The organism is Streptomyces sp. CCM_MD2014, from assembly GCF_000772045.1.
Classification (GTDB): Bacteria; Actinomycetota; Actinomycetes; order Streptomycetales; family Streptomycetaceae; genus Streptomyces; species Streptomyces salinarius.
The window spans coordinates 2535959-2552249 of the sequence record NZ_CP009754.1 but is presented as its reverse complement, the minus strand read 5'-3'; the positions used below and the strand labels follow the sequence as shown (position 1 = coordinate 2552249).

Sequence of the window (16291 nt, the reverse complement as noted above, 5' to 3'; positions counted from 1 at the left end):
GAAGGCACGAAGGGTTGACGCACATGACGCCGAACGCCGCCTCCGGTCCCAGCCGGAGAAGTTTCCTCGCCTCCACCGCGGTCGCCACCGCAGCGGTGGCCGGAGGGGTGCCGCTGCTCTCCGCCTGCGGCGGATCCGACGGAGGCTCGCGTGACGGCACCACGTCGGGCAAGGACGCCGAGAAGATCCTCCCGGCGTACGTGGCGAGCAACGTGGTCGCGCCCGACATCCCCAGCAAGAACGGTTCCGCGGTCGGCTTCACCGGCAAGCTCGACCTGGCGGACCTGAAGACCTCGGTGCCGAAGAAGCTCGGCAAGGGCGGCAAGGTCACCGTCATGTCGCCCTTCTGGGGATCCCCGCCCAAGGAGGACAACGCCTACTACCGGGCGATGAACGACCTCATCGGCGTCGACGTGGTCTGGCAGAACCAGGACGGCAACACCTACGACCAGAAGCTCGGCGCCGTCCTCGCCTCCAGCGAGGTGCCCGACGTCGTGGTCGTGCCCGGCTGGAACATGACCGGCAAGATCCCCAGCGCCATCATCGGCAAGTTCGCCGACCTCGGCCCCTACCTCTCCGGCGACGCGGTCAAGGAGTACCCGAATCTCGCCGCGATCCCCACCGACGCCTGGCAGCGCTCCATCTTCGGCGACAAGCTGCGCGGCCTGCCCATGCCCTCCTCCTACGTCACCGGCATCGTGCCGCTCTACCGCCGGGACATCTTCGAGAAGCAGGGCTACGAAGTCCCGCGCTCGTGCGCCGAGTTCATGTCCCTGGCCAAGGACGCCACCAACGCCAGGGCCAAGCGCTGGGCCTGCCTGGACATGAAGTGGACCGCCTTCAACGCCTTCGGGGTGCTCTCCGGCAACGAGAAGTCCCTCGGCTGGAACGAGGTCGACGGCAAGCTGGTCTACCGCATCGAGACCGACGAGTACCTCGAAGCCCTGGAATGGACGCGCAAGCTGTTCGCGGCCGGCGTCGTCCACCCCGACGCCAAGCTCGGCAAGTCCAACGCCGCCGACCCCGGGCCCAAGTTCGCCGCCGGCGAGTTCCTGATCTACAACCAGGACATGTCGCAGTGGTGGAGCCGCACCGCCGAACAGGCCACCCAGAATCCGGAGTTCGAGATCTGGGGCATGGACGTCTGGGGTCACGACGGGGGTGCCCCCACGCTCTGGGCGCAGAACCCGGCGGGCATCTTCGCCTTCGTCAACAAGAAGGCCTCCGAGGCCGTGATCCGCGACGTGCTGGCCGTCGCCAACGTCACCGCGGCGCCGTACGGCACCAAGGAGTACATGGCCACCAACTACGGCGTGGAGGGCACCCACTACACCGTCCAGGACGGCGTCCCCACCAAGACCGACCAGGGCAACATCGACGTGATGAACGCCTACGTGATGGTGGCGAGCCCCGCCGCGACCATCGCCCACCCCGACTTCCCCCAGGTCGCCAAGGGACAGGTCGAGTGGCAGCAGCGCATGGGCGCCGTCACCAGGAAGCCGTCGTTCTACGGCATGCAGATCACCGAACCGGCCCGCTGGACCAACCTGTCCAACGACTTCGAGCAGCTGGAGGACGACGTCGTCCGCGGCCGCAAGAAGATCAGCGACGTGCAGCAGGCCGTCTCCGACTGGAAGAGCAAGGGCGGCGACAAGCTCCGCGACTGGTACCGGAAGATTCTCGACGAGAACGGATCGGCGGCCGGCTGACCAGGTACCGAGGCAAGGAGAACCCGCCGTGTCCCACAGCACGGTGCCTCGGACCGACACCGAGGCCGAAGAAGGCAAGAAGAACCCTCCGAAGGCGAACGGCGGCGACACCGGGACTCCCGACAGGCCGCCCACCGGCAACCTCAGCCTGCGGCTGAGGTTCCGCCGCGACCGCGTCCTGCTGCTGATGACCCTGCCGGCCGTCGTACTGCTCCTGGTCTTCAACTACGTGCCGATCCTCGGCAACGTCGTCGCCTTCCAGGAGTACGACCCCTACCTCAGTGACAACGGCGTCGTCTCCATCCTGCACAGCCCGTGGGTGGGCCTGGAGAACTTCCAGCGGATCTTCGAGGACTCCGCCTTCTGGAACGCGGTCCAGAACACCCTCGTGCTCTTCGTCCTCCAGCTCCTGCTGTACTTCCCCGTCCCCATCCTGCTCGCGCTGCTCATCAACAGCGTGGTCAGGCCCCGGGTCCGGGCGATCTCGCAGGCCATCCTCTATCTGCCGCACTTCTTCTCGTGGGTGCTGGTCGTCGCCGTCTTCCAGCAGCTCCTCGGCGGTGCCGGGCTCCTCTCCCAGCTGCTGCGGCAGCACGGGTACGACGGGCTCGACATCATGACCGACCCCGAGACCTTCAAGTTCCTGATCACCGCGCAGAGCGTGTGGAAGGACGCCGGCTGGGGGATCATCGTCTTCCTCGCCGCCCTCGCCTCGGTCAGCCCCGACCTGTACGAGGCGGCGGCGATGGACGGCGCGAACCGCTGGCGCCGCATGTGGCACGTCACCCTGCCCGCCCTGCGGCCGGTCGTCGCCCTGCTCCTCGTGCTCCGCGTCGGCGACGCCCTCACCGTCGGGTTCGAACAGATCCTCCTGCAACGCGGCGCCGTGGGACCCGGCGCAGCGGAGGTCCTGGACACCTTCGTGTGGTGGAACGGCGTACGCAACCAGGACTTCGGCTACGCGGCCGCCGCCGGTCTCGTCAAGGGCGTCATCAGCCTCGGCCTGGTCCTGGCGGCCAACAAGGTGGCCCACCTCATGGGCGAGCAGGGGGTGTACAAGAAGTGACCGCCGTACCCGAAGCGACCGCCGTAGGAGAGGCGACGGCACCCGCGGCCGGCGAGCCGGCGCGCCAGCCCCGCCGGTGGGCGGCCCCGCCCCGCCCCGTGTGGGAGGAGAAGCCCAGCCGCGCCGGACTCGCCGGCAAGGGGCTCGTGCTGCTCCTGGCCTGCCTGGGCATCCTCTTCCCGCTGTGGATCGTGATCGTCACCAGCCTGTCCACCCGCAAGACCATCGACGAGGCCGGCGGCCTGGTGATGATCCCCAAGGACCTCACGTTCGTCGCCTACCAGGAACTGCTCAGCGGCGGCCAGGTCACCCGCGCCGCGCTCGTCAGCATCGGCATCACCCTCGTCGGCACCCTGTTCTCCATGGCGGTGTCCGTGCTGTGCGCCTACGGACTCTCGCGCAGCGGCTCGCTGGGCCACCGCTGGATCCTCATGGTGCTGCTCGCCACCATGTTCTTCAGCGCGGGCCTGATTCCCACCTACCTGCTGGTGCAGTCCCTCGGCCTCACCGACAGCTACCTCGCGCTGATCCTGCCGAGCGCGATCAGCGTCTTCAACATCCTGGTGCTGCGCGGCTTCTTCATGGGCATCTCCCAGGAACTGATCGACAGCGCCCGCATCGACGGCGCCGGCGACCTGCGCATCCTGTGGCAGATCGTGCTGCCGCTGTCCCGCGCGGTCGTCGCGGTGATCACCCTGTTCTACGCCGTGGGCTACTGGAGCGCCTGGTTCAACGCCTCCCTGTACCTCAACGACCAGGACATGCTGCCCCTGCAGAACGTCATGATCCAGCTGGTGCAGAAGCAGGAGGCGCCGGTCGGTCTGGGACAGGCCATCAAGACCGGTGAGCTGTCCGGACTCGCCGTGCAGATGGCCGTCATGGTGATGGCCCTGCTGCCGGTCGCCGTCCTGTCGCCCTTCGTCCAGCGCCACTTCAAGAAGGGCATGCTCACCGGGGCGGTGAAGGGCTGATGCCGCACCTGTCCGACGCCACCCGGGGCCGCATCCTCTACGGCGGCGACTACAACCCCGAGCAGTGGCCCGAGGAGACCTGGTCCGAGGACGTCCGCCTGATGAAGGCCGCCGGCGTCAACTCCGTCACCCTCGGCGTCTTCTCCTGGTCCAGGCTCGAACCGCGCCCCGGCGTCCACGACTTCACCTGGCTCGACCGCCTCATGGACCTGATGCACGAGGCCGGCGTCGGCGTCGTCCTCGCCACCCCCACCGCTTCGCCCCCGCCGTGGCTGGGGCACCTGCACCCCGACACCCTGGCCCGCGACGAGGACGGCCGCACCGAGTGGTGGGGCGGCCGGCAGCACTTCTCGCACTCCAGCACCGTCTACCGCCGCCACGCCGCCGCCATCACCGAGGCCCTGGCCGCGCGCTACGCCGACCACCCGGCCCTCACCATGTGGCACATCAACAACGAGTACTGCACCTACGACCACGGCGACGAGGCCGCCACCCGGTTCCGCCGCTGGCTGCGGGGCCGCTACGGCACCCTCGACGCCCTCAACACCGCCTGGGGCACCGCCTTCTGGAGCCAGGGGTACGGCGACTGGGCGGAGATCCTGCCGGCCCGCCGCACCCACTACCTCAAGAACCCGGCGCAGGTCCTCGACTTCAGGCGCTTCACCTCCGACATGCTCCTGGAGTGCTTCACCGCCGAGCGCGACATCGTCCGCCGCCACACCCCGCACCTGCCGGTCACCACCAACTTCATGCCGCTGTGGGCGGGACAGGACGCCTGGCGCTGGGCCGAGGAGGAGGACGTCGTCTCCGTCGACCTCTACCCCGACCCGCGCGACCCGTCCGGCGCCCAGCACGGCGCCCTCGTCCAGGACATGACCCGCTCCCAGGCGTGCGGCCCGTGGATGCTCATGGAACAGGCGGCCGGAGCCGTCAACTGGCGTGGCGTGAACCACCCCAAGCCGCGCGGGCTCCATCGCCTCTGGTCGCTGCAGGCGGTGGCCCGCGGTGCCGACGCCGTCTGCTGCTTCCAGTGGCGGCAGTCCCGGCAGGGCGCGGAGAAGTTCCACTCCGGGATGGTCTCCCACGCCGGTGAGCGGGGACGTACGTACCAGGAGGTGAAGGAGCTCGGCGCCGACCTGGCCCGGATCGCGCCGCACGTCACCGGCAGCCCGGTCGTCGCGGACGTCGCCGTGCTGCACGACTGGCACTCCTGGTGGGCCGGCGACCAGGAGGCCCGGCCCTCCCGCGAGGTCGACTACCCGGAGGTCCTCGGTGCCTGGCACCGCGCGCTCTGGCAGGCCGGTCTCACCACCGACTTCGCCCACCCCGACCACGACCTGACCCGCTACCGCCTCGTCGTCGTCCCGCAGCTCTACCTGCTCACCGACGCGGCCGTCGACAACCTCCTCGCGTATGTGCGCGGCGGCGGCACCCTCGTCTGCGGCTTCCTGACCGGAGTCGCAGACGAGGACGACCGCATACGGCCCGGCGCCATGGACGCCCGGCTGCGCGAGCTGTTCGGCATCCGCACGCTGCACGAGTGGTGGCCGCTCCGGCCCGGCGAGCGGGCCGAGTGCGAGGGCGGCCTGCGCGGCACCCTGTGGTCCGAGGAACTGGAGCCCGACGGCACCGCCGACGAGACCGTGCCGTACAGGGGCGGGGAACTCGACGGACTGCCCGCCGTGCTGCGCAAGGGCCGCGCCTGGTACGTCTCCACGCTCCCCGAGCCGGACGCGCTGCGCGCCCTGCTGGCCCGCGTCGCCGCCGGCGCGGGTGTCCGGCCGGTGCTCGACGCACGCCCGGACGGCGTGGAGGCGGTCCTGCGCGGCGACCTGCTCTTCCTGCTCAACCACGGCCGTGAGCCGGTCACCGTCGACCTCCCGGGCACCCACCACGACCTGCTGACCGGGACGACGGCCACCGACCGGATCACCCTCGGCCGCTACGGCGCGGCGGTGCTGACACCGTGAGCGCCACCCCCGTCCACGGCACCTGGGAGCCCGAGCCCGCCGACCGCTGGGAGGACGCCTTCCTGACCGGCAACGGCCACCACGGCGCCCTCGTGCACGGCGATCCCGACGCCGACCGGGTGATCGTCACCCACCACACCCTCGTCCGCCCGGGCGGCGACGACGAGCACCGCCGCCCACCCGCCCTCGCCGCCCGACTCCCCGCCCTCCAGGACCGCCTGCTGGCCGGGGACCGGGCGGCCGCCGAGGACTTCTCGGACGGCCGCCCCCTGCAATGGGTACGCCCTTTCCACCCGGCCTTCCAGCTCCGCCTGAACAGACCGTCCCCCGACGGCACGGACGCTCCCTACCGCCGCGCCGTCGACTTCACCACCGGCGAGACCACCGCCACCCGCGCCGGCTGGACCAGCCGCGTCTTCGTCTCCCGCGCCGACGACGTGATCGTCCAGCACGTCACCGCCCCGCACCTCACCCTCGACCTGTCCCTCGACCCCCGTCTCCCCGGCGCCCCCGCCGGACTCGGCATCGGCCACGGCGCGGTCCTCACGCCCGAGGGCGCCCTGCTGACCCTGCGCGCCCGCTACCCCGGCAGCGACCTCGCCTACACCGGCGTCACCCTGGCCGCCGTCACCGGCGGCACCACGAGGCTCGTGCCGCCCGGCGTCCTCGTCGAGGGCGCCACCGAGGTGCTGCTGCTCACCCGGGTGCACCGCCACACCGGCGAGCTGGACACGGTCGCCGAGAGCCGCGCCCTGCGTGCCCTGCTGCCCGTGGCCCCGTACGCGGCCCTGCACCCGGCGCCCTGCTCCGCCGCGTACGACGACCTCCTCGCCCGGCATCTGACCCACCACCGCACCGCCTACGACCGCGTCACCCTCGACCTCGCCGCCGACCCCGCCGAACGCGCCCTGCCGGGCTCGGAGCTGCTCGCCCGGCCGCACAGCACCGCCCTGCTGGAACGCCTCTTCGCCGCCGGCCGCTACCACCTGCTGTCGGCGAGCGGCCTGCTCCCGCCCCGCCTCACCGGCCTGTGGACCGGCGACTGGAACACCGCCTGGTCCGGCGCCTTCACCACCAACGCCAACCTCAACCTCCAGACCGCCTCCGCCGCCGCAGCGGCCCTCCCCGAGGTCACCGAGGCCCACGCCGCCCTGGTCCACCGCCAGCTCCCGCACTGGCGGGACAACGCCCGCGAGATCTTCGGCGCCCGGGGAGCGGTCGCCCCCTCCCACACCGACGGGGAGTGCGGCCACACGTACCACTTCAGCCGCGAGTACCCCCTGCACCTGTGGACCGCGGGCGCCGACTGGCTGCTGGGTCCCCTCGTCGACCACGACGAGACCTACGGCACGCGCGACCCCCGCACCACCGCCGCGCTCGCCGAAGCCGCCCTCTTCTACGAGGACTTCCTCACCCGCACCGACGACGCCGGACACCTGGTCGTCGTCCCCTCCTACTCGCCCGAGAACCGCCCCGCGAACGCGAGCTGGGGCGCCCTCAACGCGGCCATGGACCTCTCAGCGGCCCGGCACGCCCTGCTGACCGCCGCCGACCGCCGGCCCGAGCACGCCGACCGCCTGCGCGCCCTCGCCGACCGTCTCCCCCCGCACCGCGTCAACGCCGACGGCGCCCTCGCGGAGTGGGCGTGGCCCGGCCTGGCGGACACCTACGACCACCGCCACCTCAGCCACCTCTACGCCGTCTGGCCGCTCGACGAGATCAACCCGTACGACACCCCCGACCTCGCCGAGGCCGCGCTCCGTGCCCTCGAACTGCGCGGTGCCGAGAACGACTCCGCCCATGGCCACCTCCACCACGCCCTGGTCGCGGCCCGCCTGAGGGACGGCGCCCGGGTCGCCCACGCCCTGGGACGAGTCCTCGACGGGGACTACTTCCACGCCTCCCTGATGAGCGCGCACTACCCCCACCGCGACGTCTACAACGCGGACGCCGCCCACGCCCTGCCCGCCGTGCTCATCGAGATGCTCGTGCAGTCCGCCCCCGGCCGGCTGGTCCTGCTGCCCGCCCTGCCGGACTCCTGCCCGCGGGGCGAACTCAGGGGCGTACGCACCCGGTTCGGGGCGTCACTCGACCTCACCTGGGCCCCGGACGGCAGCGCGACCGCCGTTCTGCGCCCGCACCGCAGCCACCGCATCGAACTCCGGACTCCCTCCGGCGCCGAACCGCTCGACCTCGTCGCCGGGGAGGACCGCGTCATCAGCGTCAGGACGCGGTAACACCCGCGCACCTCCCCCCACCCATGGAAGGAAACGCCATGGCACCACGCACGCGCACCACCCGCACCCGCACGCTGACGGCTCTCCTCGCGCCGGCCCTCGCGCTCGGCGCCACCGTCGGCCTGGCCTCCGCCCCCGCCCAGGCCGCCGTCTGGAACACCTGCGACCAGTGGGGCAACACCACCCTGAACGGCTACACCCTCTACAACAACATCTGGGGCTCCGGCGCCGGCAGCCAGTGCGTGTGGGCCAACTCCGGCACCAACTGGGGAGTGTGGGCCGACCACCCCGACACGGGCGGCATCAAGTCCTACCCGAACGCCAAGAAGGTGATCGACAAGCCGATCTCCGCCCTCTCCTCGCTCACCAGCAGCTACGACGTCACCGTCCCGTCGTCCGGCGCCTACAACACGTCGTACGACATCTGGGACACGGACTACGACTACGAGATCATGCTCTGGGTCAACCACCACGGAGCCGTCGGCCCCCTCGGCACCTCGCAGGGCACCGTCAGCCTCGGCGGCCACACCTGGAACGTCTACAAGGGGGACAACGGCGCCAACGAGGTCTTCTCGTTCCTGCGCACCTCGGACTCGGACTCGGGCACGGTGAACATCCTTCCGATCCTGAAGTGGATCAAGGACACCAAGGGCTGGATGGGCGACGAGACCATCGGAGACGTGCAGTTCGGCTACGAGATCACCTCGTCCGCCGGCGGACTGGACTTCCGCACCGACCGCCTGACGGTCAGCGGCGGCTGAGCGGGACCGCCCGCGCACCGTCGTGGTGCGCGGGCGGACCTCCGGGGCCGGCAGGGCGCTACGGCCGGACGGGCGCCGGTCCGGAGCTGGCCCGGACGGTCAGCTCCGGCGCGAGCAGCACGACCTCGTCGCTCCCGCGGCCGTCGAGCTTGGCGACCAGTTGCTCCACGGCCCGCCGGCCCATCTCCTGCGCGGGCACCGAGACCGAGGTGAGCCGCACGGAGGCCTGGGTGGCGACCTCCTCGGGGCAGACCGCGACCACCGACACGTCCTCCGGCACCGCCCGGCCCTGCTGGCGCAACAGGGCGAGCAGCGGCTCCACCGCCGACTCGTTCTGGACGACGAAGCCCGTGGTGCCGGGGCGTTCGTCGAAGATGCGGGCCAGCGTCACGGCCATCGCGTCGTACCCGCCCTCGCAGGGCCGGTGCAGCAGCCGCAGTTCCAGCTCCCGCGCACGGGTGCGCAGACCGTCGAGGGTGCGCTCGGCGAAGCCGGTGTGCCGTTCGTAGACGGCGGCGGCCTCGCCGATGACGGCGATGTCGCGGTGCCCCAGCCGCGCGAGATGCTCCACGCACAGCGCGCCGGTCGCCCGGAAATCGAGGTCGACGCAGGTGAGGCCCTCGGTGTCGGCGGGGAGCCCGATCAGCACGGACGGCTGGTGGGTGCCGCGCAGCAGCGGGAGCCGCTCGTCGTCCAGTTCGACGTCCATGAGGATCATCGCGTCGGCGAGACCGCTGCCGGTGACGCGGCGCACCGCGTCGGGGCCCTCCTCGCCGGTGAGCAGCAGGATGTCGTACCCGTGGGTGCGCGCGCCGGCCGCGACCGCGATGGCGATCTCCATCATCACCGGCACGTACATGTCGGTGCGCAGCGGGATCATGAGGGCGATGATGTTGGACCTGCTGCTGGCCAGGGCGCGGGCGCCCGCGTTGGGGTGGTAGCCGAGCTTCCGGATGCTCTCCTCGACCCGCTGCCGGGTGGTGGTGGAGATGGACCGCTTGCCGCTGAGGACATAGCTCACCGTACTGGCCGAGACTCCGGCGTGCTTGGCGACCTCGGCGAGGGTGACCATCCAGCTCTCCAAGCTATGTGAAGCGCTTCGACAGCGCGCGGGACCAATGGGTGTAGGTGAGGGTGGTTCGACAGTAGCCGCAGCGAGGATGGCTGTCCATAGCGTGTCGAAGCGCTTCGACAGGCTCCTTTCCCGCGTTTCTCTCTTCCGCCCTCCCCACGCAGTATCGGCCGAACGGCCGCACGAAGGGTGGCCGGGTCGCCCGGGATCGGGTACATACGATCGAGTAGCACCGACAAGTAACGTACGTCCGCCAGTTCGTGCAGGGCGAATCGTGACGAGGTGAGCCTCATGTCCGCACCACCCACCCCCTCTTCCTCCCGACCCACCGTCACCGAACGTGAGGCCCGCCAGGTCGCGGAGGCGGCCCGGGAACAGGACTGGCGCAAGCCCAGCTTCGCCAAGGAACTCTTCCTCGGACGCTTCCGCCTCGACCTCATCCACCCCCACCCGCTTCCCGCCGAGGAGGACGTCCAGCGGGGCGAGGAGTTCCTCGCCAAACTGCGGGACTTCTGCGAGACGAAGATCGACGGCGCGGTGATCGAGCGCGACGCGCGCATCCCCGACGACGTGATCACCGGGCTGAAGGAGCTGGGCGCCTTCGGCATGAAGATCGACACCAAGTACGGCGGCCTCGGCCTGACCCAGGTCTACTACAACAAGGCCCTCGCCCTGGTCGGCTCCGCGAACCCGGCGATCGGCGCGCTGCTCTCCGCCCACCAGTCGATCGGCGTGCCGCAGCCCCTGAAGATGTTCGGCACCCAGGAGCAGAAGGACACCTTCCTGCCGCGCTGCGCCCGCACCGACATCTCGGCCTTCCTGCTGACCGAGCCGGACGTCGGCTCCGACCCGGCGCGACTGGCCACCACGGCCGTCCGGGACGGCGACGACTACGTCCTCGACGGCGTGAAGCTGTGGACCACCAACGGCGTCGTCGCCGACCTGCTCGTGGTCATGGCCCGCGTCCCGAAGTCGGAGGGCGGCAAGGGCGGCATCACGGCGTTCGTGGTCGAGGCCGCCTCCGAGGGCATCACGGTCGAGAACCGCAACGCCTTCATGGGCCTGCGCGGCCTGGAGAACGGCGTCACCCGCTTCCACCGGGTCCGGGTGCCCGCCGCCAACCGCATCGGTCCGGAGGGCGCCGGTCTCAAGATCGCCCTGACCACCCTCAACACCGGCCGCCTCTCGCTGCCCGCGATGTGCGTCGGCGCCGGCAAGTGGTGCCTGAAGATCGCCCGCGAGTGGTCGGCGGTGCGCGAGCAGTGGGGCAAGCCGGTCGCGCTGCACGAGGCGGTCGGCTCCAAGATCTCCTTCATCGCGGCGACGACCTTCGCGCTCGAAGCGGTCCTGGACCTCTCCTCCCAGATGGCCGACGAGGACCGCAACGACATCCGCATCGAGGCGGCCCTCGCCAAGCTGTACGGCTCCGAGATGGCCTGCCTGATGGCCGACGAACTGGTCCAGATCCGCGGCGGCCGGGGCTTCGAGACCGCGGCCTCCCTCGAAGCACGCGGCGAGCGCGCGGTCCCCGCCGAGCAGCTCCTGCGGGACCTGCGGATCAACCGCATCTTCGAGGGCTCCACCGAGATCATGCACCTGCTGATCGCGCGCGAGGCCGTCGACGCCCACCTCTCGGTCGCCGGCGACCTGATCGACCCCGACAAGACCCTCTCCGACAAGGCGAAGGCGGGCGCGCAGGCCGGCGTCTTCTACGCCAAGTGGCTGCCGAAGCTGGTCGCCGGACCGGGACAGCTCCCGCGTTCGTACGCCGACTTCCACCCCTCCGGCCACCGCGACCTCTCCGGCCACCTGCGCTACGTCGAACGCACGGCCCGCAAGCTCGCCCGCTCCACCTTCTACGCCATGTCCCGCTGGCAGGGCCGGATGGAGACCAAGCAGGGCTTCCTGGGGCGGGTCGTCGACATCGGCGCGGAGCTGTTCGCGATGAGCGCCGCCTGCGTACGCGCCGAGCACCTGCGCGCCGAGGGCGACCACGGCCGCGAGGCCTACCAGCTCGCCGACGCCTTCTGCCGCCAGTCCCGCATCCGCGTCGAGGAACTCTTCGGCCGCCTGTGGACCAACACCGACGACCTGGACCGCAAGGTCGTCAAGGGCGTGCTGGGCGGTGCGTACGAGTGGCTGGAGCAGGGCGTCGTCGACCCGTCCGGCGACGGTCCGTGGATCGCGGACGCGACACCGGGCGCCAGCACGAAGGAGAACGTCCGCCGCGCCATCGGCTGACCGGCCCGGCCCACCGGCGGTCACCTCCGGCGCCGGGGCCTCGGCCCGCGGCGCCGGAGGGCCACGCGGGACGGTCCGCCGCCGGCCGGTTCCCGCCCCGTCCGGCGGGGGCCGGGGCGTGGGGGACCGACCGGGGGCTCCAGCGGGCGGTCGCGCGACACCCGACCGAGGGACGCGCTGTCCTCCCGGAGGGCCGTTGCGGACACAATGGGGGGATGAGCGACAGTCCAGCCCCACTCGCCGACCCCCACCTCGTCTACGACCCGGTGGCGGGCGACGGCCCGAAGGACGTGGTGATCCTCGGGTCCACCGGGTCGATCGGGACCCAGGCCATCGACCTCGTGCTGCGCAACCCGGACCGCTTCCGGGTCACCGCCCTGTCCGCCAACGGCGGCCGGGTCGCCCTCCTCGCCGAGCAGGCGTACCGGCTGAAGGCGCGGACCGTCGCCGTCGCCCGCGAGGACGTCGTACCGGCGCTGCGGGAGGCGCTCACCGCCCAGTACGGGACGGGCGAGCCGCTCCCCGAGATCCTCGCCGGACCGGAGGCGGCCACCCAGGTCGCCGCCTCCGACTGCCACACCGTGCTCAACGGCATCACCGGCTCCATCGGACTCGCGCCCACCCTCGCCGCCCTGGAGGCGGGCCGCACCCTCGCGCTGGCCAACAAGGAGTCGCTCATCGTCGGCGGCCCGCTGGTCAAGGCGCTGGCCAAGCCGGGGCAGATCATCCCGGTGGACTCCGAGCACGCCGCCCTCTTCCAGGCGCTGGCCGCCGGCACCCGCGCCGACGTGCGCAAGCTGGTCGTCACCGCCTCCGGCGGCCCGTTCCGGGGCCGGACCAGGGACGAGCTGGCGGCCGTCACCGTCGAGGACGCGCTCGCCCACCCCACCTGGGCCATGGGCCCGGTGATCACGATCAACTCCGCGACCCTCGTCAACAAGGGCCTGGAGGTGATCGAGGCCCACCTGCTCTACGACATTCCCTTCGACCGCATTGAGGTGGTCGTGCACCCGCAGTCGTATGTCCACTCGATGGTTGAGTACACGGACGGATCGACCCTGGCCCACGCCACGCCCCCCGACATGGGCGGGCCCATCGCCGTGGGCCTCGGCTGGCCCGAACGCGTCCCCGACGCCGCGCCCGCCTTCGACTGGAGCAAGGCCTCGACCTGGGAGTTCTTCCCGCTGGACAACGAGGCCTTCCCCTCCGTCAACCTGGCCCGGCACGTCGGACAGCTCGCGGGCACGGCCCCGGCGGTGTTCAATGCCGCCAACGAGGAGTGCGTCGAGGCGTTCCGCTCCGGCGCGCTGCCGTTTCTCGGGATCATGGAGACCGTCACGCGGGTGGTCGAGGAGCACGGCACCCCCCGTACGGGAACCTCGCTCACCGTCGCGGACGTCCTCGAAGCGGAGACCTGGGCACGCGCCCGGGCCCGGCAACTGGCGGCACAGACGGCGGAGGCCCGTGCATGACGACCCTGATGTTCATCCTCGGCATAGTCCTCTTCGCCGTCGGCCTGCTCTTCTCCATCGCCTGGCACGAGCTGGGCCACCTGTCCACGGCCAAGATGTTCGGCATCCGCGTGCCGCAGTACATGGTGGGCTTCGGGCCGACGCTCTTCTCGAGGAAGAAGGGCGACACCGAGTACGGGGTCAAGGCCATCCCGTTCGGCGGCTACATCCGCATGATCGGCATGTTCCCGCCCGGCCCCGACGGCCGCATGGAGGCACGCTCCACCTCGCCGTGGCGCGGGATGATAGAGGACGCCCGCTCGGCCGCCTTCGAGGAACTGCAGCCCGGTGACGAGAAGCGCCTCTTCTACACGCGCAAGCCGTGGAAGCGCGTCATCGTGATGTTCGCCGGCCCGTTCATGAACCTGATCCTCGCCGTGGTGCTCTTCCTCACGGTGCTGATGGGCTTCGGCATCTCCCAGCAGACCACCACCGTCAGCTCGGTCTCGCAGTGCGTCATCTCGCAGAGCGAGAACCGCGACGACTGCACCAAGTCCGACCCGGCCTCCCCGGCCGCCGCCGCGGGCCTCAGGGCGGGCGACAAGATCCTGGCCTTCGACGGCGTCCGGACCGACGACTGGGACAAGCTGTCCGACCTGATCCGCGCCAACCCCGGCGAGGACGTGCCGGTCGTCGTCGAGCGCAAGGGCGAGGAGATCACCCTCCACGCGACCATCGCCACCAACAAGGTCGCCAAGAAGGACTCCAACGGACAGATCGTCCAGGGCGAGTACGTCACCGCGGGCTTCCTCGGCTTCAGCTCCGCCACCGGCGTGGTGAAGCAGGACTTCGGCCAGTCCGTGACCTGGATGGGCGACCGGATCGGCGACGCCGTCGACAACCTCGCCGCCCTGCCCGCCAAGATCCCCGCCCTGTGGGACGCGGCCTTCGGCGACGGACCCCGGGAGGCCGACTCCCCGATGGGCGTCGTCGGCGCCGCCCGCGTCGGCGGCGAGATCGCCACCCTCGACATCCCGCCCACCCAGCAGCTCGCCATGTTCGTCATGCTGGTGGCCGGCTTCAACCTCTCCCTGTTCCTCTTCAACATGCTCCCGCTGCTGCCGCTCGACGGCGGCCACATCGCGGGCGCGCTGTGGGAGTCGCTGCGCCGCGCCACCGCGAAGGTGCTGCGCAGGCCCGACCCCGGGCCCTTCGACGTGGCGAAGCTGATGCCGGTGGCCTACGTGGTGGCGGGCGTCTTCGTCTGCTTCACCCTGCTCGTGCTGGTGGCGGACGTCGTCAACCCGGTCCGCATAACCTGACCGCCGGACGGCCGCCGCAGCCCGGAACGATCACCCGATCCGCAGACCGTCCGACCGATCCGATGAGAAGCCCGATCCGGAGAGCATGTCCCTCCGGACCGGGCTTCACTCGCATCGCCCGGCAGAAGGACGCCATAGGGTGCATCTCCCGTACGCCGCGTGCCCCGCGTTCGCGTCGGTGCCGTAATCTCGGATGCCGGAGCCCGCCGCTGAACGGGACCGGACCTTGATCCACGACTTGGGGTTGCACAGCAGATGACTGCGATTTCTCTCGGCATGCCGGACGTTCCGACCAGGCTCGCGGAGCGCCGCAAGAGCCGGCAGATCCAGGTCGGACCCGTGGCGGTGGGCGGCGACGCCCCCGTGTCGGTGCAGTCCATGACCACGACCCGCACCTCCGACATCGGTGCCACCCTCCAGCAGATCGCCGAGCTGACGGCCGCCGGCTGCCAGATCGTCCGCGTGGCCTGCCCCACCCAGGACGACGCCGACGCGCTGCCGGTGATCGCGAAGAAGTCGCAGATCCCCGTGATCGCGGACATCCACTTCCAGCCCAAGTACGTCTTCGCCGCGATCGAGGCCGGCTGCGCGGCGGTCCGCGTGAACCCGGGCAACATCAAGCAGTTCGACGACAAGGTCAAGGAGATCGCCAAGGCGGCGAAGGACCACGGCACGCCCATCCGCATCGGCGTGAACGCGGGCTCCCTGGACCGCCGCCTGCTCCAGAAGTACGGCAAGGCGACCCCCGAGGCCCTCGCCGAGTCCGCCCTGTGGGAGGCGTCACTCTTCGAGGAGCACGACTTCCGGGACATCAAGATCTCGGTCAAGCACAACGACCCGGTCGTCATGGTCGAGGCCTACCGCCAGCTCGCCGCCCAGTGCGACTACCCTCTCCACCTCGGCGTCACCGAGGCGGGCCCCGCGTTCCAGGGCACCATCAAGTCGGCGGTCGCCTTCGGCGCGCTGCTCTCCCAGGGAATCGGCGACACCATCCGCGTCTCCCTCTCCGCTCCGCCGGTCGAGGAGATCAAGGTCGGCATCCAGATCCTGGAGTCGCTCAACCTGCGCCAGCGCGGCCTGGAGATCGTCTCCTGCCCGTCCTGCGGCCGCGCCCAGGTCGACGTGTACAAGCTGGCCGAGGAGGTCACCGCCGGCCTGGAGGGCATGGAGGTCCCCCTCCGCGTGGCCGTCATGGGCTGCGTCGTCAACGGCCCCGGCGAGGCCCGCGAGGCCGACCTCGGCGTGGCCTCCGGCAACGGCAAGGGCCAGATCTTCGTCAAGGGCGAGGTCATCAAGACCGTCCCCGAGTCCAAGATCGTGGAGACCCTCATCGAGGAGGCCATGAAGATCGCCGAGCAGATGGAGAAGGACGGCGTGATCTCCGGCGAGCCCTCGGTCTCCGTCGCGGGCTGATCCGCCCGGATATGCCGCGTCGCCCTGGGGGCGGCGCGGCATATGCACGACAGGTACAGTGCGGAGACCAGCAGATCT

Annotated in this window: 11 protein-coding genes; 10 read left to right on the top strand and 1 reads right to left on the bottom strand. The window is 71.0% G+C overall.

Features of this window, described 5'->3' with window-relative positions:
- Positions 1–23: 23 nt before the first annotated feature.
- The 6 genes from NI25_RS10920 to NI25_RS10895 are packed head-to-tail and all read left to right on the top strand — an operon-like array spanning position 24 to position 8714.
- The gene (locus NI25_RS10920; protein WP_061442280.1) at positions 24–1709 is read left to right on the top strand and encodes an extracellular solute-binding protein; all 1686 of its coding nucleotides are present in this window, start codon (positions 24–26) and stop codon (positions 1707–1709) included.
- A 28-nt stretch (positions 1710–1737) separates the two neighbouring features.
- Positions 1738–2775 (top strand): ABC transporter permease, encoded by a 1038-nt coding sequence (locus NI25_RS10915; RefSeq protein WP_061442279.1) that lies wholly within the window; start codon positions 1738–1740, stop codon positions 2773–2775.
- Positions 2772–3746, top strand: a complete 975-nt coding sequence (locus NI25_RS10910) for a carbohydrate ABC transporter permease (protein WP_061442278.1) — start codon at positions 2772–2774, stop codon at positions 3744–3746. The genes NI25_RS10915 and NI25_RS10910 overlap by 4 nt, the downstream gene beginning before the upstream one ends.
- Positions 3746–5716 carry a beta-galactosidase gene (locus tag NI25_RS10905; RefSeq protein ID WP_061442277.1) on the top strand — a complete coding sequence of 657 codons (1971 nt, stop codon included), beginning with the start codon at positions 3746–3748 and terminating at the stop codon, positions 5714–5716. Before NI25_RS10910 ends, NI25_RS10905 begins: the two co-directional genes overlap by 1 nt.
- Positions 5713–7953, top strand: a complete 2241-nt coding sequence (locus NI25_RS10900; RefSeq protein ID WP_061442276.1) for a glycosyl hydrolase family 95 catalytic domain-containing protein — start codon at positions 5713–5715, stop codon at positions 7951–7953. Before NI25_RS10905 ends, NI25_RS10900 begins: the two co-directional genes overlap by 4 nt.
- A gap of 38 nt (positions 7954–7991) precedes the next feature.
- Positions 7992–8714, top strand: coding sequence for a glycoside hydrolase family 12 protein (locus NI25_RS10895; RefSeq protein ID WP_061442275.1), 723 nt, complete (start codon positions 7992–7994; stop codon positions 8712–8714).
- A 58-nt stretch (positions 8715–8772) separates the two neighbouring features.
- Here the strand turns inward: NI25_RS10895 and NI25_RS10890 are convergent, their stop codons facing one another.
- Positions 8773–9786 (bottom strand): LacI family DNA-binding transcriptional regulator, encoded by a 1014-nt coding sequence (locus tag NI25_RS10890; RefSeq protein WP_061442274.1) that lies wholly within the window; start codon positions 9784–9786, stop codon positions 8773–8775.
- Between the two features lie 291 nt (positions 9787–10077).
- On the opposite strand from NI25_RS10890, the gene NI25_RS10885 reads away from it, so the two are divergent.
- The 4 genes from NI25_RS10885 to ispG all read left to right on the top strand — a co-directional run bounded on the left by NI25_RS10885 (position 10078) and on the right by ispG (position 16213).
- Positions 10078–12027 (top strand): acyl-CoA dehydrogenase family protein, encoded by a 1950-nt coding sequence (locus NI25_RS10885; protein ID WP_061442273.1) that lies wholly within the window; start codon positions 10078–10080, stop codon positions 12025–12027.
- A 215-nt stretch (positions 12028–12242) separates the two neighbouring features.
- Positions 12243–13499, top strand: coding sequence for a 1-deoxy-D-xylulose-5-phosphate reductoisomerase (gene dxr, locus NI25_RS10880; RefSeq protein WP_061442272.1), 1257 nt, complete (start codon positions 12243–12245; stop codon positions 13497–13499).
- A gap of 8 nt (positions 13500–13507) precedes the next feature.
- Positions 13508–14800 carry a M50 family metallopeptidase gene (locus tag NI25_RS10875; protein WP_107072043.1) on the top strand — a complete coding sequence of 431 codons (1293 nt, stop codon included), beginning with the start codon at positions 13508–13510 and terminating at the stop codon, positions 14798–14800.
- A 255-nt stretch (positions 14801–15055) separates the two neighbouring features.
- Positions 15056–16213 (top strand): flavodoxin-dependent (E)-4-hydroxy-3-methylbut-2-enyl-diphosphate synthase, encoded by a 1158-nt coding sequence (gene ispG / locus NI25_RS10870; RefSeq protein WP_061442270.1) that lies wholly within the window; start codon positions 15056–15058, stop codon positions 16211–16213.
- Positions 16214–16291: the final 78 nt, after the last annotated feature.

Coding starts and splice junctions, on each gene's coding strand:
- NI25_RS10895 (WP_061442275.1), top strand. CDS start 7,992: ATGGCACCACGCACGCGCACCACCCGCACCCGCACGCTGACGGCTCTC.
- dxr (WP_061442272.1), top strand. CDS start 12,243: ATGAGCGACAGTCCAGCCCCACTCGCCGACCCCCACCTCGTCTACGAC.
- ispG (WP_061442270.1), top strand. CDS start 15,056: ATGACTGCGATTTCTCTCGGCATGCCGGACGTTCCGACCAGGCTCGCG.
- NI25_RS10885 (WP_061442273.1), top strand. CDS start 10,078: ATGTCCGCACCACCCACCCCCTCTTCCTCCCGACCCACCGTCACCGAA.
- NI25_RS10890 (WP_061442274.1), bottom strand. CDS start 9,786: ATGGTCACCCTCGCCGAGGTCGCCAAGCACGCCGGAGTCTCGGCCAGT.
- NI25_RS10920 (WP_061442280.1), top strand. CDS start 24: ATGACGCCGAACGCCGCCTCCGGTCCCAGCCGGAGAAGTTTCCTCGCC.
- NI25_RS10875 (WP_107072043.1), top strand. CDS start 13,508: ATGTTCATCCTCGGCATAGTCCTCTTCGCCGTCGGCCTGCTCTTCTCC.
- NI25_RS10905 (WP_061442277.1), top strand. CDS start 3,746: ATGCCGCACCTGTCCGACGCCACCCGGGGCCGCATCCTCTACGGCGGC.